The organism is Saccharopolyspora sp. (assembly GCF_017434145.1).
Classification (GTDB): Bacteria; Actinomycetota; Actinomycetes; order Mycobacteriales; family Pseudonocardiaceae; genus Saccharopolyspora_C; species Saccharopolyspora_C galaxeae.
Genome location: NZ_JAFRFW010000117.1, coordinates 1 through 1,862 on the forward strand (window position 1 = coordinate 1; position 1,862 = coordinate 1,862).

Sequence of the window (1,862 nt, forward strand, 5' to 3'; positions counted from 1 at the left end):
GTCGCGAACGGGACCAGCAGGCCCACGGCGCTCTCCAACACCCCGTCGGCCAGCGCCAGCCGGAGGCGGTGCACCGCCCAGCCCACCGCGCAGCCGACGACCAGCCCGCCCGCGGCCGCGAGCACGAACACGCCGACGCCCTGCAGCAGCGTGTAACCGGCGCCGACCACACCGGCGACGGCGACGCGGTAGACCGTCAGCGCCGAAGCGTCGTTGACCAGGCTCTCCCCGGACAGGATCGTCATCACCTTGCGCGGCAACCCCAGTCGGCGACCGATCGAGGTCGCCGCCACCGCGTCCGGCGGAGCCACCACCGCGCCCAGCACCAGCGCGGGCCCGAGCGGCATCCCGGGCACCAGCGCCCACGCCGCGAAACCCACCGCGACCGTAGTCACCAGCACGGCACCGACCGCGAGCGAACCGATCGGCCGCAGGTTCGCGCGCAGGCCCAGCGCGGAACTGGTCAGCGCCGCCGAGTACAGCAGCGGCGGCAGCACCAGCACCAGGATCACTTCCGGGTTGATCGCGTAATCCGGCACGCCGGGCACGAACGACACCGCCAGCCCGGCCAGCACCAGCGCCAGCGGCTCCGACAACCCCCAGCGGCGGGCCAGCGCCGTGACCGCCAGCGCGCCTGCCAGCAGCAACATCACTTGCGGGAACTCGTGCATGCGCCCTGTCGTACCCGTTGCGCGCTCGTACCGCGCAGGTCGGGGCCGTCCGGGAACAACGACCCGGCCGCGCAGCGTTCGCGAGGCCCTAGGGTGGACAGCGCCCGAGCAGCGCGTTCCGGAAGGAGGCAGTCGTGCCCGGATGTGATCACCTGGAGGTCTCCGCCGCGCTGTCGCCGGTGCCGAGTTCCCCCGGGGGCTGCGAGGACTGCCTGGCCAAGGGCCTTCAGGTGTGGGCGCACCTGCGGTTGTGCACCGAGTGCGGGCACGTCGGCTGCTGCGACTCCAGCCCGGACCGGCACGCCACCGAGCACCACCGCGACACCGGGCATCCGGTGATCCGATCGTTCGAGCCGGGCGAGTCGTGGTCCTGGTGCTACGTGGACGAACGGTTGGGCTGAGGGGGCACGTCGGCCCACGGCTGGTCGGCGTCCGCGGTTCCGGGGTTCGCGGGATCGCCGTACCGCTGCCGGATCGAGTCGGCGAACTCGCGCCGCCCGGCCGAGTCGACCAGCGCCGCCAGCCGGTCCGCGAGCCCCGACCGCTCGGCCGTTTCCGGGTCGAGCTCGCGGAGCAGGCCGTCGACTTGCTCGATCGCGGCACGCTCGGCGTCGCCGGTCAGCTCGCCGGGACCCAACGCGCCGGCCGAAAGTTCCCCACCGGCCGAGAGTTCCCCGTACGACAGGTACGAGCTCCCGCCCTCCAGCGAGCCGGTGAACGACAGCGACTCCGCGCGCAGCGGCCGCCCGTTCTGGAACGGTGCCTGCCGCGAAGCGGGCACCAGGTGCCGGAACTGCTCGGCGATCTCGGTTCCGTTCGCGGCCGCGGACAGCTGCGCGAGCGTGCCGATCAGTTCGGCGGCGCGTTCCACTTCGTCGTCGTGGCGCGCCAGCCACCACACGACGGCGCTGCCGGTGTCGCGCAGCACCTCGTCGGCGAGGTAGGCGCGCTTGTTGCGCTCGTGGTCGCGTTCCAGCTGCCAGACCTGCTCGTCCTTGCGGACCTCGGCGAGCCTGCGGAGCCGGTCGGCGTCGACCTCCGGCAAGGTCAGCGCCAAGTCCGCGGCCCACGCCTCGATGTGCCGGTGCTCGTCGCGGGTCACCGCGCCCAGCGCGGCCGCGAGCCGGTGCTCGATCGCGCCGCGTCCGGCGGGGTGCTCGCCCGCGGTGATGAGCCGGGCGCGGGAGAGCA

At 73.7% G+C, this 1,862-nt stretch carries 2 protein-coding genes and 1 pseudogene; 1 reads left to right on the plus strand and 2 read right to left on the minus strand.

Annotation, left to right across the window (positions count from 1 at the left end; translation table 11 throughout):
- Positions 1-671 (minus strand): cation:proton antiporter (locus tag IJH84_RS03095; protein WP_295139948.1); only part of this gene is annotated, 671 nt, incomplete at its 3' end.
- Between the two features lie 134 nt (positions 672-805).
- Between IJH84_RS03095 and IJH84_RS03100 the strand changes: the two genes are divergently transcribed.
- Entirely contained in the window at positions 806-1,072 is a 267-nt protein-coding gene (locus IJH84_RS03100) for a UBP-type zinc finger domain-containing protein (RefSeq protein ID WP_295139950.1), read from the plus strand.
- Here the strand turns inward: IJH84_RS03100 and IJH84_RS03105 are convergent.
- Positions 1,048-1,862 (minus strand): annotated as a pseudogene (locus IJH84_RS03105) (hypothetical protein); the annotation flags it as partial. The gene IJH84_RS03100 and the pseudogene IJH84_RS03105 overlap by 25 nt on opposite strands.